Here is a 24180-nt window from a genome sequence, read left to right on the forward strand (position 1 = left end):
TCTATCGATAGCTTACAAAATGAACGCTAATGGATCAGGCGTAAAGAAAACATTAAACATTTAATTATTAGGTAGTAAAAAAAAGTAAATATCAACTAAACCTTTACTTACCGTAGGCAGAAACTTTCACAATTATTTTTTTACGTACTATATCATCTCGACTATGACACAAGATCACCTCGACAATGGCAAGGGATTACCACGAAAAAAAGACAATGATCACACAACTTGTGCTCATTGCCTCTTTTCCATTATCTCTATCCAGCGTAATAACTTACCTTCCACCCGTTTAGATGGGACTTTAATTCCTCGTTCTATCGTACTGATATAAGCTTGTGACACCTCAACTTCTTGCGCTAATTGTGATAACGACAAGCCATTTGTCACTCTTACTTCTCTTACACGTTTACCTAAAAGGACGTGATCTGTTAACGATTGATGGTCTTTCACTTTCACTTCAAAAGTCGTTTTCTTCAATTGAGCATACCTTTCAACAACTTCCTCAGGTGGCTGAATAATAATCTTTGCTTGCTTCCAAGTATTCCCCCAGCCTTTACTATCCACAATGGATTCTTCCCATGCTTCGTAATACCATGCAGAGAGTAAACCATCCTCTTGTAGCGTATCAAGCGCGCTCTCAAATCGTTCTCTTGTCCTTGAAGGCAATCTTATATTTAATGATTCACCTATCGCTGCGAGTAATGTTGAAATATAATGTGGTTTTAAATAATCGCCCTTCTTTGCCTGGACTCTCCAACGCCAATGCATATATCTCCCTAACCTCTTCTCCCAAGACCTTCTGTAAGGATCATACTGCAATATTTTAAGTGGTAGATGTATAACCTGCCTACCGGATCCATATAGAAATGGGGAAAATATAGGACCCATTTTATATTTCAACACTTGCTGTGATTCATTTTGGTCATACACGTCAAAAGCATTACCCATTAACCTTTTCTCGACTGGTTTTCCTTTTTGATATACCACAGTCTCTATATCGATCCAAAGATTTTTTATGATTGTAAGCGATTTCATAATTCTTAGACGTTGACTCCGCTCATACCCTCCGCGTCTCCCTTCTCCACCGCGTTTAGGTAACAAGCCCCTCATCCGAAGCAGTTCATCCACCTCTATCGTAATAACATCTTCATGATGCTTGGCGATAGCAAGAAAGTTGGCACATAACATATCGAGTACATCAACATCCAAATCTGTTAACGTAAAGCGATCTACATTTTGATCTTCTACTATCTCGTTAATCATCAATAAGCCTTGCACATGACCTTTCTGGATTCTTCTACAATACCTTTCTTTCTCTTGATCCCAATGAAAAACTTGATATAGCGCCTCTCGTACCGCTTGATAAGGGGCATTATTCATTACACAAATATTCTCTCTCTGAGAAGGGACTAGAGATGAATTTCTCCAATCTACTCCATGAGCGATAGCCTTTTCTAATTCCTGTACAGTGCATTTACTATATTTAAAAAGTTGATTGATCCATTTATCAGCATAATCATTTACGATTATCGTGAACATAGAAAGAAATTCTTTACTGTTCAGCAAAAAATTAGACAGGTATTGATAGAAGAGCTGATTTAATTCAGCTTTCTTTAGTTGACTGAGGTGCTCCATCCCAAGTTCGTCAGCCATTACATCTAATACCCACTCTGCGATTCCCCGCTGAAACCACTGACAAAACTCTTCCCAAGCAGCTTCCTCATTTAAAAAGGTATCCGCCCTTAGCCTATTTTCAATTGCTGAAATGGCAAGTCCCCTTAGTTGATGATCTAAAAAAACCATTGTAAATAGGGAGGAATAATTTTTGTTTTTCTCGATAAGAAAATGCACGATATGATCTGCCAATTGATGAATAAAGCGATCTCTTGCGATTTGTCTTAACGAATTAAAAACAGCCGGATTTTCTTGATATGCCTTTTCCCAAATCATAAAAGATTTGACACCTGAGATATAATAAATAGGTGCCTTCTCTTTTTCAATCGACTCTTGTTTGGCAATTGCTTCTTTTTGCTGTTCATAAATACATAGAATTAAAAAATTATCAATTTCATTTGTCAATTGTCTAGCTTTGCCTTCATTACGCTTCCCATTCCTACGAACAACTTTTTTAGTCATAAACCGTCTATTCCCTCCTACCCTTATTTCATTGAGTGACTTAGACAATGTTGGTCGTTATTTATTACAAGTGTAGCATAACAAAAGTTTAATTAACTATATATTTTAACTATTCAGAATAAAAATACCCGCCATGGAGGTACTTCCATGACGGTGTATGACTACTTTTCACCAGCATCAGCAAACCGCTTCAACCGCTCGCCTATCTCATCTCTTACACGAGTAAACGTTTGCCACTTTTCCTCTTCCGTGCCAATTGCTTTGGCAGGATCATCAAATCCCCAATGTTCTCGTTTCACTTCTTTCGGTGTTATAGGACATTTATCAGCAGCATCGCCACATAAGGTGACAACCAAATCCGCTTGATTTAAGATGTCGGTATTTATCACATCCGAAGTTTGCTGTGAGATATCTATCCCTGCTTCTTTCATCGCTTCTACAGCTTTTGGATTGAGTCCATGTGCTTCAATGCCTGCACTATAGACTTGCCAATCTTCGTTTAAATAATGCTTTGCCCAACCTTCAGCCATTTGACTTCTGCAAGAATTCCCTGTGCAAAGAAAATAAATGATTTTTTTCGTCATATGAACACTCCTTTAATGAATAATTAATAACCATATATAAAGACCTAATAAGGTGATAAATAAGGTGGGAATCGTTAGAATGATACCTGTTTTAAAGTAGGTACCCCAAGAAATCTTCACCCCTTTACGCGATAACACATGTAACCATAATAAAGTAGCAAGTGAACCAATTGGCGTGATTTTTGGTCCAAGGTCAGAACCGATGACATTGGCATAAATCAAAGCATCTTTCATCATACCTGTTGCATTCGTATCTGCAATGGCTAACGCATCAATCATCACTGTCGGCATGTTATTCATGACCGAAGACAAAATGGCGGCAATAAAGCCCATGCCCATTGTTGCGGCAAACAATCCTTGATCAACGGTCAATTGAAGAACATCTGTTAACAAGCTCGTTAGCCCAACATTCCGCAAACCATACACAACAACATACATACCGACTGAGAAGAAAACAATATTCCACGGAGCCCCCTTCATAACGGTTTTCACATCAACTGCATCACTTCTTCTAGAGATCATAAGAAAAATAAAAGCAATGATACTAGCAATAATCGATACAGGCACACCAACAAACTCACTTGCAAAATAACCAACTAGTAATATCGCCAAAATCCACCATGAGTACTTGAATAATCGTGGATCCTTTATCGCTACACGTGGCTCCCGCAATTGTGTACCATCATAACGACCGGGTATGCTTTTTCTAAAAAACAAATAGAGAACCAAAATACTTGCCGCAACAGAAAATAAATTCGGTACAATCATGACAGTGAAAAATTCCACAAATCCGATGCCAAAGAAATCGGCCGATACAATATTAACAAGATTACTAACCACAAGGGGTAATGACGCTGTATCAGCGATAAAACCACTTGCAATAATGAACGGAAAGACCATTTTCTCATTAAAATTCAAGTTCCTTACCATCGAAAGAACAATCGGCGTCAAAATCAAGGCAGCCCCATCATTCGCAAACAGAGCAGATACAATCGCTCCAAGCAAAATCACGTAGACAAACATTTTTACACCATGCCCTTTTGCCGCTCTCGCCATATGCAAGGCAGACCATTCAAAGAAACCGATCTCATCTAAAATTAAAGAAATAATAATAATAGCGATAAATGTTAACGTTGCATTCCATACAATCGACGTTACATCCAAAACATCTTGGAAATCTACCACACCAACTAGTAAAGCCAATATCGCTCCACCACAGGCAGACCAACCAATAGACAACTCTTTAGGTTGCCAGATGACTAAAATAAGTGTGATTAAAAAAATCACTGATGCCAAAACCACTGACGTTGTCATACCCATTCCTCCTTAATCACACAATACGCGCAAACCTTGTTTTTCAAGACTTTCAAGTAGCCCCTGTTGACTTGGAAGCTGATTTAATAAAGTACAAACGAAGGGAAAGTTCTCATATTGTCTATTTAAACCGTAATAAACCCATTGACCCCTTCTTGATTCAAAGATCAAACCAACATCACGTAACTTACGTAAATGCTGACTAATAGCTGGCTGGCTCATATCAAATAAATGAACAAGCTCACAAACACAGCATTCCCTTGATTCAAGAATCTTCACCATCTTTAGCCTTGTTTTATCGCCTAACAGCTTTAACACAAGCGCAACTTCCTCAATTGTACTTTTCATTAAGGTACTCCTTCATCGTATAAGTAAATGCTTATATCCTTATGCTATTTTATAGATAAATCTATAGTTAAGCAATCCCTGTTAGAAAAAAACGCATCAAATTTTTTTGATTTATTTCTTGATTTTCCAATTATAGTTAAAGTATACTGATAACACATCAAAAAAATTTGATAGGAAGTGCAAACCATGAAACCATTCATTGAATATGAAAAACAATTTAAAGCATTAGCCGACCAAAAGAGACTAGAAATTATGTATGAGCTATGCCAACGGGGACAGACATGCGTTTGTGATTTATCCGAGATTTTCTCTCTTCCGCAATCGAAATTATCCTATCATTTAAAGATTTTGCTCGATGCTGGTTTAATTACAAAAGAGACAAAAGGAAAATGGAATTACTATGAATTAAATGAGCAATCCGTTAACCATCTCTTATCAGAAGAACTTTGTTGTATCTTTAGAAAATCAAGTAATTCTTGTTGCAATTAAAAGGAGGCATTTCAAATGAAATATGTGCATATCGGCATTAACGTAACCAATTTAGAAGCATCTATCGCCTTTTATTCAAAAGTATTTGGTGTTTCTCCAATCAAGGTCGAACCCACTTACAGTAAGTTTTTACTAGAACAACCTGGACTCAACTTTACCCTTAATGTTAAAGACGAAGTAAACGGTAATCAAGTGAATCACTTTGGTTTCCAAGTAGAAACACAAGAAGAAATCGATCACCATAAACAACGATTAGAACAAGAAGGATTCTTCGCACGTGAAGAACGGGATACCACTTGCTGCTACGCTCTGCAAGACAAGTTTTGGATCACCGATCCAGATGGGAATGAGTGGGAGTTTTTTTATACGAAGGCGGATAGTGAAGTTCAGAGTGAGGGATGCTGTGTAGATATTTAAGGGATATTTCTTTCATTTCCTAAAATAACAAGTAATTTAAAAAACATATATACTAATCAGTGCCTTGTTTTTAACTTACTATAATCCTCCACATGGAGCATAAAGTGAAATATAACTACCTTTAGTATTAATATGTTTGCTTAACAACAATACTGTACTTCTTAGTGCCTCTCAAATCCTGCTTATTATGTACATAATATTCCTAATTTTCAATTATAATATGATGTGTAGTAGGAGAAAAAGGAGGGGTAAACCCTAATGAAAAAAAGATACTATAAAATATTTGCCTTATTAATTCTGCTAGGTGTCATTACTTTTTTGATTTATAACTATATAAACAATTATAGATTTGCTAGTGAAGTTTATTCTTTTAGGGGTGAAGGACAAAACTGGGTTGTTACCTCTAAATATACATCTATTCATCAGGATAACTATAGGCATGAGATAAAAATAGAATATACTGGTGATGACAAAAATGTATTAGTTGACCATTGGTATTTTCATTCTTCACTATTTGGCACCGGCGGCGGTGGGGAAACGCTTGATGATAATAACCAGCTTAGTAAAAGAGAGGATGGGACATTCATGTTTACGCCAAATAAAATGCATACATTCGAAATAGAATGGAATGGCAATAAAGAGACGTTTGATGTTAACCTATTCGAGGATTATTAATTTTTGTGAATAGCTTGGTTTTATATGTTATTGGTTTTAACCAAATAAAAAACCACCAAATATGTATTTGGTGGAGACGGAGGGAGTCGAACCCTCGTCCAAAGATATTGGCACTTAAGCTTCTACGAGTGTAGTCGATATATTCGTGTTTCGCTGCTCCTTATGCCTATCGACGGGCGTCCGGGCAGCTAGTCTGGTTGTTCTCTTCCTTCATCCTCAGACGGTGGAATCCGGCGTAGCCCACTAAATTTGAGTCCCTTACCCTACCACATGGGCGATGGAGGGAGGAACCGCTAAAGGCCTATTAGGCAGCTAAAGCGAAGTTGTTTTGTTGTTTGCCAGTTATAGGCTTTGACGTTTTAACGAGGACGATCCCCTCGACTCGCAACCTAAGCTCAAACTATCCCTGTCGAATCCGTAGCGTCCCCATTGGATAGTAGCAGTTTTTTAAAGCTGCTAACTGTATTAGGTGCGCAACTGAGTCGTTGCAGCATACGGAATGCTCGATAAACTTTGAGCAAAGATTGTGCACTTCTATTTGAAGTGACAATTACTATTATAGCACAAACAAACGAAATATCAATTGTAAGCTTTTGGTATATTACATTTTTTGTCTTTCGCGGAAGGCACGCTCAACTTCTCGTTTCGCTTCTTTTCGTTTTAAGTCTTCACGCTTATCATATTTCTTTTTACCCTTCGCTAATCCAACTAAAACCTTTGCGAAGCCATTTTTTAAATATAGTTTTAATGGAACAAGGGCATAGCCGCTTTCTTTTGACTCACCTATTAGTTTGTTAATTTCTTTCCGGTGTAGTAAAAGTTTTCTCGTTCTTAATGGGTCGTGGTTATGAATATTCCCTTGCTCGTAAGGACTAATATGCATACCAATAATGAATAATTCATTATTAACAATTCGTGCATAGGCATCTTTTAGGTTCACACGTCCGTTACGAATGGATTTAATCTCAGTTCCTTGTAAAACAATACCCGCTTCATATGTTTCTTCGACAGTATAATCATGATAGGCTTTTTTATTTTGGGCGATTGTTTTCCCTGCACCTTTTGGCATCTCTTTCTCATCTCCCTTAAATCACAGCAGTTTTATTTATTTTAGCAAAAACAAAGGAAAGAAGGAAGAAAGCCTTACAAAAAAGGCTTCCTCCATTAGACTATTTACGTTTCTTTTTTCGTTTTGCTTTCGGTGCATTCTCATAGAATTTGCGTTTTTTCTTCTTCTTACCATCTGGCTTACCAGATTTTTCACCTCGTTCTGGCGCAGCAGATTTCCTTGGCTTTCTTTCTGAACTACCTGTTTTAAACACTTTTGTTTCTTGTCGGCGTTCTCTTCTAGGCGTGCCTTTCATTCCGACAATCTCAAAGTCGATCGCACGTTCATCTTTATTGACATTAATGACACGAACGGTAATTTCATCCCCAATGCGGAATACATTCCCTGTACGTTCGCCGATCATTGCCATTTGTCGTTCTTCATAGCGATAATAATCATCGGTCATATAGCTGACATGGATTAAACCTTCTATCGTGTTTGGTAGTTCGACAAACATCCCAAAATTCGTAACAGAGCTAATCATACCATCATATTCTTCACCAATTTTATCAAGCATGTATTCTGCTTTTTTCAATTCATCGGTTTCACGTTCGGCATCGACTGCTCTGCGCTCCATTTCAGAAGCATGATCCGCGATTTCAGGTAACATCGCATTCCATTTTTCTTGGGTGCGATCGTCTATCTTACCTTCGATCAAATACGTACGAATGAGACGGTGAACAATCGTATCTGGATATCGACGAATTGGCGAGGTGAAGTGTGTATAAAACTCTGTTGATAGTCCGAAGTGACCCAAGCTTTCTGGATCGTACTTCGCTTGTTGCATGGAACGAAGCATCATTGTGGAGATCACCATTTCCTCTGGTGTCCCCTGTACTTCTTCTATAATATCCTGTAATGCACGCGGATGAACAGCGTTGGCTGTTCCTTTCACAATATATCCAAAGTTTGTAATAAACTCAAAGAATCTTCTGAGCTTATCTTCTTTCGGATCTTCGTGAATACGGTAGATGAACGGTACTTCCATCCAATGAAAATGCTCGGCAACCGTTTCATTCGCAGCTAACATAAATTCCTCAATGAGTCTTTCTGCTACTGAGCGTTCGCGAATGACGACATCTTTTGGGTCACCCTCTTCATTCACTAACACTTTCGCTTCTTTAAAGTCAAAATCAATGGCACCACGATGCATACGCTTCTTACGGAGAATCGCAGCTAATTCCTCCATACGCTTAAACATTGGTACGAGTGGCTCATAGCGCTCAATTAATTGTTCATCATTGTCTTCCAAAATTTTATTCACATCCGAATAAGTCATTCTTTCGGTTGTTTTAATGACGCTTTGGAAAATCTCATGATTGACGACTTCACCATCAGGCGTAATTTCCATCTCACATGAAAGTGTGAGACGATCTACTTTTGGATTCAATGAACAAATCCCATTCGATAGGCGATGGGGAATCATCGGTATTACACGATCGACTAAGTACACACTTGTTGCTCGTTCCTCTGCTTCCACATCAATTGGTGATCCTTCAGTTACGTAATAAGATACATCAGCAATATGCACACCTAATTTATAATGACCATTATCAAGCTGCGTCACAGTAACAGCATCATCTAAATCTTTCGCATCTGCACCATCAATCGTAACAATCGTTTCGCCTCTTAAGTCACGACGGTTTTCAATTTCTTTTTCATCGATCTCATCAGGCGTTTCTTCTGCCTGCTTTAACACATCATCAGGGAATTCCATTGGTAAACCATGTTTATGAATAATGGAAAGAATATCAACACCTGGATCGTTTTTATGACCCAGAATTTCCATTACTTCACCTTCCGCACTCTTTCTTCCTTCAGGATAAGTTGTGAGCTGAACAACGACTTTATGTCCTTCTACTGCCCCTTTAGAAGCAGCTTTTGGGATAAAGATATCACTGGCAAACTTTTTATCATCTGGAATAACAAAGCCAAAATGCTTACTCTCAGTGTATGCACCAACGATTTGTTGCACACCACGTTCCAAAATGCGGACGATGGTTCCTTCTTTTCTTTGACCAGCGCTTTCTGCTGCTACACGGGCTAAGACAATATCACCGTGCATGGCATTATTTGTTTCATTTGGTGGGATAAATAAATCATCGAGTCCTGGTTCATCTGGAATAACAAAGGCAAATCCTTTGGCATGACCAGATAATTTCCCGCGCACAAGATTCATTTTTTCAGGTAATCCATAGCGATTACTCCTTGTACGCACAACTAAGCCTTGTTCCTCCATAATGACTAAAGTCTTTACAAAATCCTTAAATTGGGTGGAGTCTTCTATCCCAAAGGCCTCCTCCATTTCTTGTACTGTTAGAGGCTTGTACGCCTCGTCCTTCATATAATTTAATAGTTTATCGACCAGCTCTTTTTTGTGGTTATCCACGATTGACAACACTCCTCAAACTTCGATCCAACTTACACTTGCCAATCAAGCTGCTCTAAGAATTGATACACATCTTCATGCAGCTGATCTCTTTCCTTATCAAGTGTAATGACATGACCGGATTCTTCATACCATTTAATCTGTTTTTGATCATTTTCTACTTCATTGTATATAATATTCGCGCTTTCAGTATTAATCATATGATCTTCTCTTGATTGCACAACAAAAGTCGGAGAATAAATCATATCCACATTATGACGAACATCTGCAATTAATGCTTGTAATGCCTTTAATGTGTTCATTGGTGTTTCTTTAAACTTAGCTACTTCTTCTTCGATTTGTTCGGGTGATTTTCCTTCTAGCTTCTTATATTGTCGGGCATAATCAACGACATTATCGTACATCACTTCTTCAGATTTAATATGCATAGGTGCACACATGGTTATAATACCCTTTACAGGTACAGTGTAACCTAATTTCAAGGAAAATACCCCACCAAGAGATAAGCCGGCAATCGCGATTTCTTCATGCCCCATTTCCTTTAGGTGTTGATAACCATTCATGACGTCTTGCCACCAATCTTCTGGTCCCGTATGGACAAGTTCTTCCGGCGGGACGCCATGGCCTTTATATAATGGCGCATGACAAGTATAACCTTTCCCTTCTAGGAATCTTGCCATCATGCGAACATCTGCTGTATTACCAGTAAACCCATGTAATAATAATACTGCTCGTTTACCATCTCCAAATGTGAATGGTTTTGGTTGAACTACTTTCATTATGTAAACTTCCTTTCAATCAAACGTTTGTTTAACATGATTAGTTTTCCCTGTAATAGGCAAAATAAAAACCCGACCTTTCGTTGAGGCCAGGCATTGCATTGTTCGTCTCTATTTATAGAGCAAAATAAGAAACTGCGATTGTTAAAATAAAGAATAAAACAGCTAAAACAATCGTCAAACGATGTAAAATCAAATCTAAGCCGCGTGCTTTTTGTTTACCAAAAAGCTGCTCCGCTCCACCAGAAATCGCACCTGAAAGACCTGCACTTTTTCCTGATTGAAGTAAAACAACGGCAATTAAACCGATAGACACAATGACTAGCAATGTAATTAAAAGTGTATGCATGTGGGCACCTCCATATCAACCATTTACGTACAATAATAATACTCAAATTTTAGCATATTTACTATGTACAGACAAGTTAATCTATCATGAAATGTCAAGTTCATGCCCGCATGCCTATTTGCGCATCTACAAATTATTAACAAAAATGGTAATCTCATTATTGTACGATGTGATTAGCCGCTTTTTAGGAAAGACTCTATTATATATATTTCTGTATTTTTGATTTTTCTTTTCAAAGTAGTATACAAAGAAGTGGTTTTAGAAATTTGACGTGATTCCTTGATAAATGAGTCAACATTCGTAGTGGGTACGAAAATTTGATGCGGTTCCTTGATAAATGAGTCAGCATCCGTAGTGGGTACGAAAATTTGATGCGGTTCCTTGATTAACGAGTCAAAATCCGTAGTGGATACGAAAATTTGACGCGGTTCCTTGATTAATGAGTCAAAATCCGTAGTGAATCCAAAAATTTGACGCAGTTCCATGATTAACGAGTCAGATTCCGTAGTGGATTCAAAAATTTGACGCGGTTCCTTGATTAATGAGTCAAAATCCGTAGTGAATCCAAAAATTTGACGCGTTTCTATGATAAACGAGTCAGGGCTTTTGGTTTTGACATTTCTTTATTTATCTCGCCATGTATTTACGCGTATTTTCCACTACGGAGATCGGCATCCCTTAAAACCTAAAATAGCCAAAAAAACAAACACCATTTACAAAATGATGTTTGTTTTTTTAAGACATTATTTACTCAAGTTATAAAAAGATTTCAATCCGTCATACACAGCTAAATCACCAAGCTCGTCTTCGATGCGAAGTAGTTGGTTGTATTTTGCAATACGATCTGTACGGCTCATTGAACCTGTTTTGATTTGACCAGCATTCGTAGCTACAGCGATATCAGCGATTGTTGCGTCTTCTGATTCGCCAGAACGGTGAGAAACGACTGCTGTGTAACCAGCACGTTTCGCCATTTCGATCGCTTCAAATGTTTCAGTTAATGTACCGATTTGGTTTACTTTAATAAGGATTGAGTTTCCTACACCTTGTTCAATTCCTTGTGCTAGCTTTTTCGTGTTTGTAACGAATAGGTCGTCCCCTACTAATTGAACTTTACCACCGATGCGTTCAGTTAATAATTTGTGGCCTTCCCAGTCGTTTTCATCTAATCCATCTTCAATCGAGATGATTGGGAATTCAGAAACAAGCTCCTCGTAGAAAGAAACCATTTCTTCTGAAGATAATCCAAGACGACCTTCTCCAGTTAAATCATATTTGCCGGTTTCTTTGTTAAAGAATTCAGATGAAGCAACGTCCATTGCAAGGTAAATATCTTTACCTGCTTCGTAACCTGCATTGCTAATCGCTTCAATGATGACTTCTAGCGCTTCACGGTTTGACCCAAGGTTTGGTGCGAAGCCACCCTCGTCACCTACTGCCGTGTTTAAGCTTTTAGATGAAAGAACTTTTTTCAATGAATGGAAAACTTCAGCACCCATACGGATCGCTTCTTTGAATGTAGGAGCGCCAACAGGCATAATCATGAATTCTTGGAAATCAACATTGTTATCCGCATGAGAACCACCATTAATGATATTCATCATTGGTGTTGGTAATTGTTTCGCATTGAAACCACCAAGATAGCGGTATAATGGTAAACCAACAGACTCTGCTGCTGCATGCGCACAAGCCATAGAAACACCAAGAATCGCATTTGCACCTAATTTACCTTTATTTTCTGTGCCATCTAGTGCGATCATTGTACGGTCAATACCTACTTGATCAGTTACGTCAAAACCAATAATTGCTTCAGAAATTAAGTTATTCACATTATCTACTGCTTTTTGAACACCTTTACCTAAGTAACGATCCTTGTCTTCGTCACGAAGTTCAACGGCTTCATATTCACCAGTTGATGCACCAGATGGTACAATCGCACGGCCGAAGAAGCCAGACTCGGTTAATACTTCTACTTCTACTGTTGGATTTCCACGTGAATCTAATACTTCACGAGCATATACATGTTGGATAAATGGCATGATAATCTCTCCTTTTTCATTGGCTGTCATCTTGTCAAACTTCATTTATATGTAAGGCACGGATGTTCACAAAAAAGTGAACACCGGCACTTATTTAATTAATGTAGAACCAGTCATTTCTTCAGGTTGAGACACTTTTAATAAATCAAGTATAGTTGGAGCTAAATCTCCTAATATACCATCTTCACGTAATATTAGACCTTTTTCCGTTACAATAACAGGTACTGGATTAGTTGTATGAGCTGTCATTGGATGATCATCAAGAGTAATGACCTCATCCGCATTGCCGTGGTCAGCGGTGATAATCGCTTTTCCACCTTTAGCAATAATGGCGTCAATCACTTTTCCAAGACATTCATCAACCGTTTCAACAGCTTTAATTGTTGGTTCTAGCATTCCTGAGTGCCCCACCATATCAGGGTTAGCAAAATTTAATATAATGGCATCATGCTTATCTTGACTAATTTCATCAAGCAAAGCATCTGTTACTTCGTAGGCGCTCATTTCAGGCTTTAAATCATAAGTAGCAACTTTAGGTGAGTTAATCAAAATCCGTTCTTCACCAGGAAATTTTGCTTCTCTTCCTCCACTCATAAAGAATGTAACATGAGGATACTTCTCTGTTTCTGCAATTCTCAGTTGCGTTAAGTGATTTTGTGAAAGTACTTCTCCAAGAGTATTATCTAGGTTTGTCGGTTTAAATGCAACATACCCGTCAACTGTTTCACTAAAATGGGTTAAACAAACAAAGAATAAAGTCTTTGGATGGCCTATACCACGATCAAATGAACGGAAGTCTTTGTTTGTAAACGTATTTGAAATCTGAATCGCGCGGTCAGGTCTAAAGTTGTAAAAAATCATAGCATCATTATTACTAACTTTTCCAACAGGTAATCCATCTTCCTTCACAATAACAGAAGGAATAACAAATTCGTCATAAATACCGTTCGCATAACTATCTTCGACTAATTCATGGGCACTATGATAAGCAGGACCTTCGCCATACACCATCGAACGATAAGATTTCTCCACACGTTCCCAACGATTGTCACGATCCATTGAGTAATAACGACCTGAAATAGAGGCGAATTCACCTACACCAATTTCTTTCATTTTCGCTTCTGCCGCTTGAATATATCCTCTAGCTGTCTGCGGACCAACATCACGTCCATCAAGAAAACCATGGACATAGACCTTTTTTAATCCTTCATCACTAGCTAGCTGAAGGAGGGCATACAAGTGGTTAATGTGACTATGCACACCACCGTCTGACAATAATCCCATCAGATGAAGGCTTGTATTGTTTTTCTTCGCATGATTAATCGCTGCAAGGAATGTTTCATTCTGCTCAAAGTGACCCTCACGAATAGCCACATTTACTCTTGTTAAGCTTTGATAAACAATGCGTCCGGCCCCGATATTCATATGACCGACTTCGGAGTTCCCCATTTGTCCTTGTGGTAAACCAACCGCTTCTCCACTTGCTGTTAAATAAGCGTGTGGATACTCATTCCATAACCGATCAAAATTCGGTTTTTTCGCTTGAGCAACAGCATTGCCTTTGACTTCTTCTCTATGGGCAAAGCCATCAAGAATAATCAAAGCAACAGGTGATTTACTCATACTTACCCGCCTCCAATAATTGCAGGAAGGAAGAGGGCTCAAGACTTGCGCCACCGACAAGTGCACCGTCAATATCCGCTTGACTCATATATTCTTTAATGTTTGCCGGTTTCACACTACCACCATATTGAATGCGAAGAGCTTCGGCGATTTCCTCAGAAAACTGTTTACTAACGACAGAACGAATATGGGCACATACTTCGTTTGCATCTTCTGCTGAAGATGACTTTCCTGTACCAATAGCCCATATCGGTTCATAAGCGATGACAGCCTGTTTTAATTGCCCATCAGATAATCCCGACAACGCTGCTTCAACTTGATGTCCAACAAAACTCATTGTTTCATTGTTTTCTCTTTGTTCAAGTGTTTCACCTACGCAAATGATGGGAGTGAGGTTATGTGCAAATGCTGACTTCGCTTTTTTATTCACAGTCTCATCAGTTTCATTGAACATTTCGCGACGTTCTGAATGACCAATGATGACATATGATACACCTAAGTCTTGAAGTGCAACAGGGCTGATTTCGCCAGTAAATGCGCCATTATCTTCAAAATGCATGTTTTGTGCACCAATGGCAACAGGTGAACCTTCCACACCATCTACAAGACGCTCTAAAAATAGGGCTGGAGCACACACGATTGTATCCATATCCATTTCATCTGGAACAAGACCATTAATCTCTTCAATAAAGGACTTCGCCTCATTCATTGTTTTATGCATTTTCCAGTTACCTGCAATAATCGGCTTACGCATACTATCTCGTCCTTTCCTTTTTATTACTTATTTATCATTTAAAGCGACAACACCTGGAAGGGCTTTTCCTTCCATAAATTCTAATGATGCACCGCCACCTGTTGAAATATGACTCATACGATCAGCAAAATGGAATTTCTCGACTGCTGCTGCAGAATCACCACCACCGATAACAGAGTATGTGTCATTTGCTTCCGCTAATGCTTCTGCTACTGCTTTTGTTCCACCAGCAAACTGATCCATTTCAAATACACCCATCGGTCCATTCCAAATGACTAGCTTACTATCTGCAATTACTTCACTATATAAATTAGCCGTTTCAGGACCAATATCTAATGCCATCCAATCTCCTGGAATCTCGTTAATAGCCACTATTTTACTATCTGCGTCTTCAGCAAAACGATCGGCAACGACAGCATCAATTGGCATTAGAAATTTCACGCCTTTTTCTTCCGCTTTTTTCATAAACGTTTTCGCTAATTCTAATTTATCTTCTTCTAATAGAGAATTGCCAATATCATGGCCTTGTGCTTTTACAAAAGTAAAGGCTAGACCGCCACCGATAATTAAATTATCTACTTTATCTAATAGATTATCAATGACATCGATTTTATCTTTTACCTTTGCACCACCAATGATAGCTGTAAAAGGTCTGTCAGGGTTTGACAATGCCTTGCCTAACACTTCTAATTCTTTTTCCATTAGTAAACCAGAAACCGCTGGGATATGGTGGGCAATTCCTTCTGTCGATGCATGTGCACGATGTGCTGCACCAAAAGCATCATTTACATAAACATCTGCTAATTGGGCAAAAGCTTTAGCAAGTTCAGGATCATTCTTCTCTTCACCTGGGTAAAAGCGAACATTCTCTAGTAATAGAACATCGCCCTCTTCTAAACCATCTACTGCCTGTTCTACTTTTTCTCCGTACGCCTCATCTGCATAGGCAACATTTTTTCCTAGCAAGGCAGATAATCTTTCTGCAACAGGAGTTAACCTTAACTCTTCTACTACTTGTCCTTTTGGACGCCCTAAATGAGAAGCTAAAATCACTTTCGCTCCTTGGTCAATTAGATAGTTAATTGTCGGAATTGCTGCGCGGATACGTGTTTCATCCGTGATTTGTCCCTCTTTCATTGGCACATTAAAGTCTACACGACAAAATACGCGTTTTCCTTTTAGTTCTACATCTTTTACGCTCTTTTTGTTCATAGTAAAAGGCCCTCCTAAACATAATAATAGACTATTTTCTAGTTAGCTGCTTGTACTACAAGAAAGGCGAATGTTCATTCATTTATATGTATAAAAATCACCGTTTTCTTTCTTACTCGCGCAAGAAAAGCGCGAAAACGTATAGAAAAAGTCAAAATAAAAGGGAGAGGTATGGTCCCTTTCTCCCTTCACCATTTATCATTATAGACGTTCATTCATCTAATATCCATAAAGATGTGAGTTTGTAAGCAAAATTTTATTTTTAATGTTTACCAAACCTACATTTATAATCCTTTTTCAGCCATATATTCCATTAAATCAATCACTCTGTGAGAATAACCACTTTCATTGTCATACCATGATATGACTTTGACCATATTGCCTTCCATAACCATTGTAGATAATCCATCAACGGTTGATGATGCAGGATTTCCATTGTAATCACCTGAAACTAATGGTTCCTCACTAAAGCTAAGAATATCCTTTAACTCTCCATTTGCGGCAGATTTCAATGCTTCATTCACTTCATCGACTGTGACATCTTTATCAAGCTCGGCAACTAAATCAACTAGAGAAACATTCGGTGTTGGAACACGAATGGCACCACCATTTAATTTCCCTTTTAATTCTGGTAGAACAAGAGAAACGGCTTTTGCTGCTCCAGTTGTTGTTGGAATAATATTTTCTGCAGCTGCTCTTGCTCGACGATAATCTTTATGAGGCAAATCAAGAATTTGCTGGTCATTTGTATAGGAGTGGACAGTTGTCATCATTCCTCGTTTAATTGTAAATGAATCATGTAAAACTTTCGCCAACGGTGCTAAGCAATTCGTCGTACAAGAAGCATTTGATACGATATGATGGTTGTCAGGATCATATGACTCATGATTCACACCCATTACAATCGTTAAATCTTCATCGGTTGCCGGAGCAGATATAACCACTTTCTTCGCACCTGCTTCTAAGTGCTTCGCTGCATCTGCTCGTTTTGTAAAGCGGCCTGTAGATTCAACAACTAACTCAACACCTAAATCACCCCAACCAATATCAGCTGGATTTCTTTCTGCTAACACTTTAACCTTTTTGCCACCTACGATTAAGTTATCGCCGTCTACCTTTACCTCGTGCGGAAATGCTCCATGAATGGAGTCGTATTTTAATAAATGAGCTAGCATATTCGCATCTGTTAAGTCATTTATCGCAACGATTTCTACATTTTCCTTTTCAAAGCTCGCACGAAATACGTTTCTGCCAATTCTTCCAAATCCGTTTATTCCCACTTTAATTGTCATATCATGAAACCTCCGTTAATTAATTGTTTTTAGTAATTCCTCTGCCACAATCTCATCTGTGACAAGTATTGTTTGTCTTGGTGCTTGTTTCATGTAGGCAGCAATCGCTTTAGCCTTTGTTGATCCACCTGCAACGGCAATCACATATTCTGCATGTTGCAAATCTTCTAGTTGTAGTCCTACTGTTTGCAAACGATGGACCACTTTACCCTCTTCATTAAAGTAATACCCGAATGCTTCAGCAATCGCACCTGATTCTGATAATTCCTTTATATTTCCCTTATGGGTACCACGTCTTTCTGCCATCTCAAGTGCATTGCCAATACCGTGAATAACGATATTCGCCTTTTTTATCACTTTCAACACTTGCTTTATTTCTGGTTCCTTGATGATGGATTGATACATTTCTTCACCGACGACATCTGGGACATACAATGTTTGGTATGTGCCGCCCGATTCTTCTGCCATTCGCGCCGCTAATGTATTGGCTTGGAATCTCATATCTGTGCCGACGCCTCCACGGGCTGGAACAAATAAGACATCCACCATATGTTGCTGTTTCCTTAGCGCTTCAGCTACAGTTGAAATTGTGGATCCACCCGTCACTGCAATGGTCATCCCTCCATTAGCTATCGCCTGAACAAGGCGGGCTACTTCTTTTCCTAACTCTGACTTTACTGTTTCATCCTTATCAGTATCCCCATAAGTAAGTAGCACCTTTTCTATTTGAAGCATTTTTGTCAAGTTTATTTCTTTATCATTTAATCCCGACCATTCTTTAATTACCTCGTGGAGATCTACAAGGAGATGCTTTCCAGCCTCCGATAGTTTCGTTCCTTGTGCATCTACAATAATTAAGCCTTGTTCTCTTAAAAAATCGAGTTCTCCGCGTAATACTCTTTCGGTCATCCCTACTTTTGTCGCTAAACTCCTTCTTCCTACAGGCTCCATTAAAGAGGTTTGTTGCAAAATTTCATATCGTCTTTTCATTATTTCCATCAAGTCTGGAATTACTTTTTGAGTAACATTCATCCACTTATTCAATTTTTTACTCCTTTATATGGACATTATATGTCCACGCAAGACATTTTGTGTCCCACGAGAATAAAAATATATAATGAAGTCAAAACTTCATTTTTTTCTTCTTTATTCTTATACCCTTTTTACAATAATTTAATCATCAATCTTTAAAAATAACCCTACAACTTTATATTAGCAGGGTTATTTTTATTTTTCAATCATTTATCACTTTCCCAACTTAACTTCTCAGAAAGAGTGACATAATCTACTTGTCCATATTGAAGGATCTCACCGTCTACCTCAATAACTGGAATCATTAAACCAAAGCGTTCTGTTAGATCATCACTTGTTTCAATATCAATGGCTTCATATTGAAATAGACTTTCTTCTTGGACCATCTCAATGACAAGCTCAGCTTGCTCACATAAAGGGCATCTTTTTCTTGTATACAGTTTAACAATCTGCAATAATCATCCACCCCACTCTTTTATTCGTATCTTTTTCTTTTTGAAGAAGATGGAATTTTTAATTGATCACGATATTTTGCAACTGTTCTTCTTGATATCACAATACCTTTTTCCTCTTCTAATCGCTTGACTATCACTTGATCTGAAAGAGGTTTTTTCTTATCTTCACTTTTGACCATGTCACTTATTGCGTTTTTCGCCTGCTCAGATGATGCATTCTCAAACGACGTCGTCTTAATCGTACTAGAAAAAAAGGATCGCAATTCAATCGTTCCAAATGGCGTTTGCGCATATTTTTCACGGACCGCACGACTGACAGTTGATTCATGTATCTCTAATTCATCGGCTATCTCTTTCATTGTCATCGGTTGCAAATAATTTGGGCCCTTCCAGAAGTATTCAGGCTGTTTTTCAACAATTTTTAATGCTACTTTTAATAATGTTTCTTTTCTTTGTTCTATACTTCTAGCAATCCAATGAAAGTCCGTTTTTTTCTCTTGCAAAAAACGATTCACTTCTTGATCTCCATCTGCTTGAAACTTACGAAAATAGCTCTCATTAAAGCGAATCTTTGGTAGCACATCATCATATATACTTACAGAAAAAGTCCCATCTTCCCACTGAATAACGACTTCTGGTGTAATATATGGTGCTAACTCATTTTGGAAGGATGCAGCTGGTCTTGGATTTAGTGTTTGCACAAGATCAAAAACTTCTTGGATTTCTTTTAGTTCTACTTTCAGGTTTTTCGCTATTTCTTTCCATTTCTTATCAGCAAAAAGAAGAAAATAATCACTAATGACTTTCTCAGCGATTTCATTATAAGGGTGAAGTCTCTCTAATTGTAACCATAGACACTCCTGTAAGTCTCTCGCCGCTACTCCTGCAGGTTCTAAACTTTGAATCTCTATCAACGCTTCATTCATATCCTCTTCACTTACGTTGAATTTTTCCGCAACAGTTTGTATGTCTGTCTGTAAGTAACCGTTTTCATCTAAACATCCAATGAGATAGGAAATGAGTTTATATTCCATATGATTTAATTCTGCGATCGCTAACTGCGAATGTAAGTATTCTTGTAATGTTGTATGGTTTTTTGAACCGATTTGTTCAATCCAGTCCTGTTTATTGTCATCTACTTTTTGTTTTGATGGTTTCATTCGGTCAAATCTCGAATCGGCTGCTTGTGCAGGACTCGCTTCAATTTGCATAAGGGGATTCTCTAACGCCTTACTTTCCAAAAAGGCAGACAATTCTTGTGTATTATATTGTAACAGCGCAATCGCTTGTGTAAGCTCTTGTGTCATGGTCAATTTTAATGTTTGCTGTTGCCACAACCCTGCTTTCAAGTTCATTCTAAAAACCCCCCTTATTCTCATTCTACAATAATCACCTGAAATAGTGTATAGAAATAAATTGGTAGCTCACTACATAACTATTCAGATTGTAGAGTAAATATCATCAAAAAAGAAAAAGGAAGATTTGTGGAAACTAAACAATTATTAGATTTTTCAGTTATTTTTCCCTTTAGTTACAAAAAGGACGTTTGTCGACCATACTCTATGAATATGTGATAGAATCTATCATATTGGGCAAATTTTACGAAAGTAAAAGACGCAAAGCCACGGGCCTAAAGCATATATTGTCATGGCAGCCGGGTTGCAGATGTGTGAGGTGATTATTTCCGCTTGAATCACCCTTACCTCTTATGGACTTTCTAAAGGTCTCCTATATAAAAACCTTTCTAATTTTGCCTAAATTTCCCACAAAAAAGAAAGGTGTGTCTTATGATCTATCCAACCGTTCAAAGCGATGAAACCCATTTAACCCACATTGTAAAAGACAAACACTCTTGTATATGCGGTTTCCGCTATAATGTTTTTGCTACATTTACGAGGAAAGATTTGAAGAAAATCCAATTTAGATCGAATGAAAAAATTACTTGTCCCGTATGCAAAGCAACAGTAAATGAGGATTAATTGTATACATACCAAATTTAAAAGCCAACCATATAATCATGCGAAGGGTTGGCTTTTATGATGAAGTTGAAAATTTAATGATGACAAATCGAATGAGCCAACCAATTATGACACCAGGAATGACAGCTATCATTGGTAACCATACAGGCCCAAAAAACACGCCAAATATTGATACCTCTGTTGAATACATAAGACCAACCGTTACAAAATAAGCACAAAATACAAATGGTAAGAATGAATATTTACTCCCTTCACCCCCAGCATCCTTATAAGCATCCCAAATAGCGAAGAAGTATAAACACGGATAGAACATTAACCATCCATAATTAGCTGCTTCAGCAGCTTGATGAACTTTCCCTTGAAAGCTTAACATAATAATTTCGTTAAAATTACCCATGACATTAAATAAAATTTCTAAAACTAAAAATACAGTACCTTTAAACAATTTACCATTTAAATATTGACCAAAACCGGGAAAAGCAATCGACCAAAACAATTTCTCAATCGGGTTATTTTTTCTCACAGAACATCCCTATTTCCTTTTCTTTTTAGAAATATTTCTATGGTCTACTGATTGAGGGGCTTGTTCAAGCCAACCGTATTTAATTAATAAACTTGCCGATTGATTGCCTAAGTCTAATGTTTCGGTCATTATCTTTGCATACATTACCGTTAAATCCCGTCTTGTAGTCGTACCTAATGCTGTCCCATAATAGCCGGATAACGTAGCAATAAATATTACTACTTGGTATAGCATTAGCTTTTCTGAAAAAGGTGGTGTGGTAGAATTAAGCACTTCTGAGTCCCAAGTCGGTGAAACAGAAATGCTATCCTTAATTAAAGTATTAGCAAATTCTTGGACATTTTCATCGAACAAATCAAGACCTTTCCGCAAAAATTTCTTGATATCATTGGAAGTAACAGTTTGACAAAGACCTAAAAACAGGGCCTTTCCTAAAGCATTTCTTTGCATATCGTTGTACACATTCATAATCTCAACGACTGATAATGCTCGCTGTTCACTTATAAAGCCGTTTAAATAACTATTTTTTTCAGCGATTTCAATTTTTTCTGGGATTGGAATAGACGGTGAGGGGTGAAAAACACCCTTTTCTTGCTGCAATTTAATTGCCCTTCTATATAATTGTGAACCTTTTTCCAATGCTTTTGTGAAAACTTGATCCACATCTTCATGAATTGCAATAGCTAATGCAGTTCCATAACCAATAATGCCATAACGAGTCATATCATGCATATACGCAAGAATAAACACATCTGAGTAAAGCTTTGGAGCAGTTACATTGACATCTTCTTCTTCACTAAAGGCTTTCGGCAATGGATGGTTGTTCTTATTATAGATCGTCGTAATATCAAAAATAATTTCATCACACATCTCGATAGCCGTCTCAATAAATTCCTTAATCTCTCCTTTATCAGCTTTTTCATAAAAATATTGCAGGACGCATTTATACATTTTATTATTCATATAGGCATTCCATAGCTGTGCTAACTCAGATGCCGTTAACCTTTGATCTTTCTCCGCCATATTAACCCTCCCATTGAAAGATTATCTATAGCGTGTCCTTAACCTTAAGGAAACATTCCCAGTTTTTTTACATCCATATACAATTAAACTAATGTCGGTGAAGCAATTAAACTTTTTGCCAATTTAAACGCGCTTTCAACGTCACCAATCTTCCTATAATAAGCAAATAAACGTTGTTCGTATTTTTCTATCATAAGCGTATCACCCGACTGACGATAATAAGGTAATAATTTATTTTCTATTATGGCGTATGCTTCCTCTTCTCTGCCCTCAATTAAGAAGGAGTAAAACTCAAATGTAAAAAGCCCACTCCATTGGTAAGTCTTTGCTAATTCAATCCCTTTTCTTACTTCTTGTAACAATTCCTTTTTATGTACTAACCCACTAATAAAACCATTATGAATATAATTTTCTAAAAACATGGCGTATAATGGAGAGTTTTCGCAAGCAATTTCTAATGCTTTCAAATAGTAATAGTGTGCTTCAGTGTATTTTTTCCTTTTATGAAGGTCATAAGCGAAGTTGTTATATACCTTTGCTTTTCTCTCTACTTCGCCACACTCTTCACATAAACGAAAAAGAGCCTCATACCTATCTTTCGTCTCTTTAAAATCATGAGCACCTTTCGCATTTAACTGCACAAGTAATAATGTTTCCGAATCTATCATGCGATTAACATTCATCGTTGAATGAAAATAATCAGCAGCTTTTTTACCATAATAATAGGCTTGTACGTTCTGATTAGCAGCATAATAAGCGAGTGCTAGATGGTAATAATATTCATTTTGATGATAGCTATCATGGTCAATAGAACTTAATTCTCGAATACAGTCTTTATTTCTCCCCGTTAAAAAATAATATATCCCTAATTGATGCTTTAATGAATTCTCTTCAAAAGAGGTTAGCTCTATCACTTCCTTTTGAAGTTGGTTGATAAAGTAATAAGCTTCTGTCACTTTCATCTTATATAAGAAGTACCTCGCCATTGTTAGAAAGTAACTCGCTTGAAAATCTGGTACTTTTCTTAACGAGTTTGCTGTTAACTCTTTCTTTAATTGCTCAATTCTCTCATCATCTTGAATAATAATTTGCTTTTGGAGGTCAGTCATCTTTCGCTTAAATTGCTGAAATCGTTCAATTTCATCTTCCATGTTAATTTCCAACCGTTCACAAAGCATATAAATAATTTCACTGGAGTATTGAGTAGACTCTCTTTCAATTTTACTTAAATGGGTGATAGAGCAAATGCCTTGTACAATCTCCTTCTGTGTAAGCTTCTTTGCTTCTCGATAGTATTTGATGATTTTTCCTTCCATCCTTGAACCTCCCAATAAGTGAAAAGTTAATCATGTCTCTTTTTGGCTATTATAGCAGAGAAAAATGATGGAGAAAGGCAAGGAAATCCTATTTAACCGTCTTACACATGACGGAAAAGTAATAGACAAACTAGGAGGACCATGTTTTATACGGTAGAGTAAACCATGAAACTTTTTTCGAAAAAAATAACCTAATAAGGGGCAAAACAGAAACGATTAAGCGGCCTTAGCCCTAAAGAATATAGAGCTAAAGCCGCTTAGACTGTTGTTATTATTTCCACTGACTATTTAACAGGGGGCAGTTCAATTAGTTCGTATCGATAGGATTCGTATCTATCTGTCGT

At 37.6% G+C, this 24180-nt stretch carries 22 protein-coding genes, 1 other RNA gene and 1 riboswitch; of the genes, 3 read left to right on the plus strand and 20 right to left on the minus strand.

The annotated features are described in order from the left end of the window. Positions 1-234: 234 nt before the first annotated feature. The 4 genes from MKX78_RS20355 to MKX78_RS20370 form a co-directional block, all read right to left on the minus strand. Positions 235-2136: a helix-turn-helix domain-containing protein gene (locus tag MKX78_RS20355; protein WP_322910459.1), complete on the minus strand. Its 1902-nt coding sequence runs from the start codon at positions 2134-2136 to the stop codon at positions 235-237. A 161-nt stretch (positions 2137-2297) separates the two neighbouring features. Next, on the minus strand, positions 2298-2720 hold the full coding sequence (gene arsC / locus MKX78_RS20360) for an arsenate reductase (thioredoxin) (RefSeq protein ID WP_307317771.1): 423 nt from the start codon (positions 2718-2720) through the stop codon (positions 2298-2300). Positions 2721-2732: 12 nt separating this feature from the next. Then, positions 2733-4034, minus strand: coding sequence for an arsenic transporter (locus tag MKX78_RS20365; RefSeq protein ID WP_307317772.1), 1302 nt, complete (start codon positions 4032-4034; stop codon positions 2733-2735). A 12-nt stretch (positions 4035-4046) separates the two neighbouring features. Then, a complete protein-coding gene (locus tag MKX78_RS20370; protein ID WP_307317773.1) occupies positions 4047-4382 on the minus strand; it encodes an ArsR/SmtB family transcription factor in 336 nt (111 codons plus the stop codon). A 186-nt stretch (positions 4383-4568) separates the two neighbouring features. On the opposite strand from MKX78_RS20370, the gene MKX78_RS20375 reads away from it, so the two are divergent. The 3 genes from MKX78_RS20375 to MKX78_RS20385 all read left to right on the plus strand — a co-directional run bounded on the left by MKX78_RS20375 (position 4569) and on the right by MKX78_RS20385 (position 5963). Beyond that, complete coding sequence (locus MKX78_RS20375) at positions 4569-4871, plus strand: ArsR/SmtB family transcription factor (RefSeq protein WP_095371917.1); 303 nt, start codon at positions 4569-4571, stop codon at positions 4869-4871. Positions 4872-4886: 15 nt separating this feature from the next. After that, a complete protein-coding gene (locus tag MKX78_RS20380) occupies positions 4887-5288 on the plus strand; it encodes an ArsI/CadI family heavy metal resistance metalloenzyme (RefSeq protein WP_095371916.1) in 402 nt (133 codons plus the stop codon). Positions 5289-5546: 258 nt separating this feature from the next. Next, complete coding sequence (locus MKX78_RS20385) at positions 5547-5963, plus strand: hypothetical protein (protein WP_341052141.1); 417 nt, start codon at positions 5547-5549, stop codon at positions 5961-5963. Positions 5964-6031: 68 nt separating this feature from the next. Here the strand turns inward: MKX78_RS20385 and ssrA are convergent. The 16 genes from ssrA to MKX78_RS20465 all read right to left on the minus strand — a co-directional run bounded on the left by ssrA (position 6032) and on the right by MKX78_RS20465 (position 23836). Further along, positions 6032-6391: a transfer-messenger RNA gene (gene ssrA / locus MKX78_RS20390) on the minus strand. Between the two features lie 173 nt (positions 6392-6564). Then, the gene (gene smpB / locus MKX78_RS20395; RefSeq protein ID WP_095371914.1) at positions 6565-7032 is read right to left on the minus strand and encodes an SsrA-binding protein SmpB; all 468 of its coding nucleotides are present in this window, start codon (positions 7030-7032) and stop codon (positions 6565-6567) included. Between the two features lie 100 nt (positions 7033-7132). Continuing rightward, complete coding sequence (rnr, locus tag MKX78_RS20400; protein ID WP_445662675.1) at positions 7133-9415, minus strand: ribonuclease R; 2283 nt, start codon at positions 9413-9415, stop codon at positions 7133-7135. A 77-nt stretch (positions 9416-9492) separates the two neighbouring features. Further along, on the minus strand, positions 9493-10239 hold the full coding sequence (locus MKX78_RS20405) for an alpha/beta hydrolase (protein ID WP_095371912.1): 747 nt from the start codon (positions 10237-10239) through the stop codon (positions 9493-9495). Positions 10240-10354: 115 nt separating this feature from the next. Next, complete coding sequence (gene secG, locus MKX78_RS20410; protein ID WP_095371911.1) at positions 10355-10588, minus strand: preprotein translocase subunit SecG; 234 nt, start codon at positions 10586-10588, stop codon at positions 10355-10357. 743 nt (positions 10589-11331) lie between these two features. Then, complete coding sequence (eno, locus tag MKX78_RS20415; protein ID WP_307317794.1) at positions 11332-12627, minus strand: phosphopyruvate hydratase; 1296 nt, start codon at positions 12625-12627, stop codon at positions 11332-11334. 90 nt (positions 12628-12717) lie between these two features. After that, positions 12718-14250, minus strand: coding sequence for a 2,3-bisphosphoglycerate-independent phosphoglycerate mutase (gene gpmI, locus MKX78_RS20420; protein ID WP_341052150.1), 1533 nt, complete (start codon positions 14248-14250; stop codon positions 12718-12720). Further along, positions 14243-15004 carry a triose-phosphate isomerase gene (gene tpiA / locus MKX78_RS20425; protein WP_341052152.1) on the minus strand — a complete coding sequence of 254 codons (762 nt, stop codon included), beginning with the start codon at positions 15002-15004 and terminating at the stop codon, positions 14243-14245. Before tpiA ends, gpmI begins: the two co-directional genes overlap by 8 nt. Before the next feature lie 27 nt (positions 15005-15031). Further along, positions 15032-16216 (minus strand): phosphoglycerate kinase, encoded by a 1185-nt coding sequence (locus MKX78_RS20430; protein WP_307317798.1) that lies wholly within the window; start codon positions 16214-16216, stop codon positions 15032-15034. A gap of 284 nt (positions 16217-16500) precedes the next feature. Continuing rightward, on the minus strand, positions 16501-17508 hold the full coding sequence (gap, locus tag MKX78_RS20435) for a type I glyceraldehyde-3-phosphate dehydrogenase (RefSeq protein WP_224937085.1): 1008 nt from the start codon (positions 17506-17508) through the stop codon (positions 16501-16503). 15 nt (positions 17509-17523) lie between these two features. Beyond that, positions 17524-18552: a sugar-binding transcriptional regulator gene (locus MKX78_RS20440; RefSeq protein ID WP_307317801.1), complete on the minus strand. Its 1029-nt coding sequence runs from the start codon at positions 18550-18552 to the stop codon at positions 17524-17526. 194 nt (positions 18553-18746) lie between these two features. Further along, positions 18747-18995, minus strand: coding sequence for a glutaredoxin family protein (locus tag MKX78_RS20445; RefSeq protein WP_322910452.1), 249 nt, complete (start codon positions 18993-18995; stop codon positions 18747-18749). A gap of 20 nt (positions 18996-19015) precedes the next feature. After that, positions 19016-20350 carry an RNA polymerase factor sigma-54 gene (gene rpoN, locus MKX78_RS20450; RefSeq protein WP_307317805.1) on the minus strand — a complete coding sequence of 445 codons (1335 nt, stop codon included), beginning with the start codon at positions 20348-20350 and terminating at the stop codon, positions 19016-19018. Positions 20351-20576: 226 nt separating this feature from the next. Beyond that, positions 20577-20662, plus strand: a riboswitch (cyclic di-GMP riboswitch). Positions 20663-21029: 367 nt separating this feature from the next. Continuing rightward, a complete protein-coding gene (locus tag MKX78_RS20455) occupies positions 21030-21497 on the minus strand; it encodes a hypothetical protein (protein ID WP_095371903.1) in 468 nt (155 codons plus the stop codon). Positions 21498-21506: 9 nt separating this feature from the next. Beyond that, positions 21507-22520 carry a DUF3231 family protein gene (locus MKX78_RS20460; protein WP_307317808.1) on the minus strand — a complete coding sequence of 338 codons (1014 nt, stop codon included), beginning with the start codon at positions 22518-22520 and terminating at the stop codon, positions 21507-21509. An 83-nt stretch (positions 22521-22603) separates the two neighbouring features. Then, positions 22604-23836: a helix-turn-helix domain-containing protein gene (locus MKX78_RS20465; protein WP_322910450.1), complete on the minus strand. Its 1233-nt coding sequence runs from the start codon at positions 23834-23836 to the stop codon at positions 22604-22606. Positions 23837-24180 lie beyond the last annotated feature (344 nt).

The sequence above is a fragment of the Cytobacillus sp. FSL R5-0569 genome (assembly GCF_038007265.1).
Lineage (GTDB): Bacteria > Bacillota > Bacilli > Bacillales > Cytobacillaceae > Cytobacillus > Cytobacillus kochii.

What these genes read in the sequence shown, in the direction of transcription:
- MKX78_RS20355 (WP_322910459.1), bottom strand. Translation starts at nt 2,136, where the DNA reads ATGACTAAAAAAGTTGTTCGTAGGAATGGGAAGCGTAATGAAGGCAAA.
- arsC (WP_307317771.1), bottom strand. Translation starts at nt 2,720, where the DNA reads ATGACGAAAAAAATCATTTATTTTCTTTGCACAGGGAATTCTTGCAGA.
- MKX78_RS20365 (WP_307317772.1), bottom strand. Translation starts at nt 4,034, where the DNA reads ATGACAACGTCAGTGGTTTTGGCATCAGTGATTTTTTTAATCACACTT.
- MKX78_RS20370 (WP_307317773.1), bottom strand. Translation starts at nt 4,382, where the DNA reads ATGAAAAGTACAATTGAGGAAGTTGCGCTTGTGTTAAAGCTGTTAGGC.
- MKX78_RS20375 (WP_095371917.1), top strand. Translation starts at nt 4,569, where the DNA reads ATGAAACCATTCATTGAATATGAAAAACAATTTAAAGCATTAGCCGAC.
- MKX78_RS20380 (WP_095371916.1), top strand. Translation starts at nt 4,887, where the DNA reads ATGAAATATGTGCATATCGGCATTAACGTAACCAATTTAGAAGCATCT.
- MKX78_RS20385 (WP_341052141.1), top strand. Translation starts at nt 5,547, where the DNA reads ATGAAAAAAAGATACTATAAAATATTTGCCTTATTAATTCTGCTAGGT.
- smpB (WP_095371914.1), bottom strand. Translation starts at nt 7,032, where the DNA reads ATGCCAAAAGGTGCAGGGAAAACAATCGCCCAAAATAAAAAAGCCTAT.
- rnr (WP_445662675.1), bottom strand. Translation starts at nt 9,415, where the DNA reads ATGAAGGACGAGGCGTACAAGCCTCTAACAGTACAAGAAATGGAGGAG.
- MKX78_RS20405 (WP_095371912.1), bottom strand. Translation starts at nt 10,239, where the DNA reads ATGAAAGTAGTTCAACCAAAACCATTCACATTTGGAGATGGTAAACGA.
- secG (WP_095371911.1), bottom strand. Translation starts at nt 10,588, where the DNA reads ATGCATACACTTTTAATTACATTGCTAGTCATTGTGTCTATCGGTTTA.
- eno (WP_307317794.1), bottom strand. Translation starts at nt 12,627, where the DNA reads ATGCCATTTATCCAACATGTATATGCTCGTGAAGTATTAGATTCACGT.
- gpmI (WP_341052150.1), bottom strand. Translation starts at nt 14,250, where the DNA reads ATGAGTAAATCACCTGTTGCTTTGATTATTCTTGATGGCTTTGCCCAT.
- tpiA (WP_341052152.1), bottom strand. Translation starts at nt 15,004, where the DNA reads ATGCGTAAGCCGATTATTGCAGGTAACTGGAAAATGCATAAAACAATG.
- MKX78_RS20430 (WP_307317798.1), bottom strand. Translation starts at nt 16,216, where the DNA reads ATGAACAAAAAGAGCGTAAAAGATGTAGAACTAAAAGGAAAACGCGTA.
- gap (WP_224937085.1), bottom strand. Translation starts at nt 17,508, where the DNA reads ATGACAATTAAAGTGGGAATAAACGGATTTGGAAGAATTGGCAGAAAC.
- rpoN (WP_307317805.1), bottom strand. Translation starts at nt 20,350, where the DNA reads ATGAACTTGAAAGCAGGGTTGTGGCAACAGCAAACATTAAAATTGACC.
- MKX78_RS20460 (WP_307317808.1), bottom strand. Translation starts at nt 22,520, where the DNA reads ATGGCGGAGAAAGATCAAAGGTTAACGGCATCTGAGTTAGCACAGCTA.
- MKX78_RS20465 (WP_322910450.1), bottom strand. Translation starts at nt 23,836, where the DNA reads ATGGAAGGAAAAATCATCAAATACTATCGAGAAGCAAAGAAGCTTACA.